The sequence below is a fragment of the Mediterraneibacter sp. 210702-DFI.3.120 genome (assembly GCF_020561005.1).
Lineage (GTDB): Bacteria > Bacillota > Clostridia > Lachnospirales > Lachnospiraceae > Mediterraneibacter > Mediterraneibacter faecis.
In genome coordinates this window covers 1-388 of record NZ_JAJCNG010000088.1, presented here as the reverse complement: position 1 = coordinate 388, position 388 = coordinate 1, and the positions used below count along the sequence as shown (strand labels likewise).

The following is a 388-nucleotide window of genomic DNA, read 5'->3' as shown; positions in this document are numbered from 1 at the left end:
AACACATCTTTTCTCTGTCCGAAGTCCAGCGAGCCGTCCGTCACATGGCGATTACTCACACCAACCAAGCGAACAGAGAAAAGGAGTTGAAAGCCGATGGCACTATTTCATCTGAGCGTCACGCAGACTAAGCGAAGCGCAGGACAGTCCGCTATCGCTTCTGCCGCCTACCGAGCCGGGGCGCGATTGTATAGCGAGTATTACGGCGAATACAGCGACTACACCAGAAAGGGCGGCGTGATCTGCTCTGACATTCTCCTGCCGTCCCATGCACCGCCCGAATACGCAGACCGCCAGACCCTATGGAACGCCGTGGAAAAAGCCGAGCGTGGAAAGAACGCCCAGCTTGCATACAGCTTTGACATTGCCTTGCAGAATGAATTTTCCC

The 388-nt window shown here is 54.9% G+C and carries 1 protein-coding gene and 1 pseudogene; both read left to right on the top strand.

The window, feature by feature from the left end; translation table 11 throughout:
- Window positions 1-131: pseudogene (locus LI162_RS16115) on the top strand (DUF3847 domain-containing protein); the annotation flags it as partial.
- A partial coding sequence (locus tag LI162_RS16110) for a MobA/MobL family protein (protein ID WP_227156882.1) occupies window positions 97-388 on the top strand: 292 nt, incomplete at its 3' end. The pseudogene LI162_RS16115 and the gene LI162_RS16110, both read left to right, overlap by 35 nt.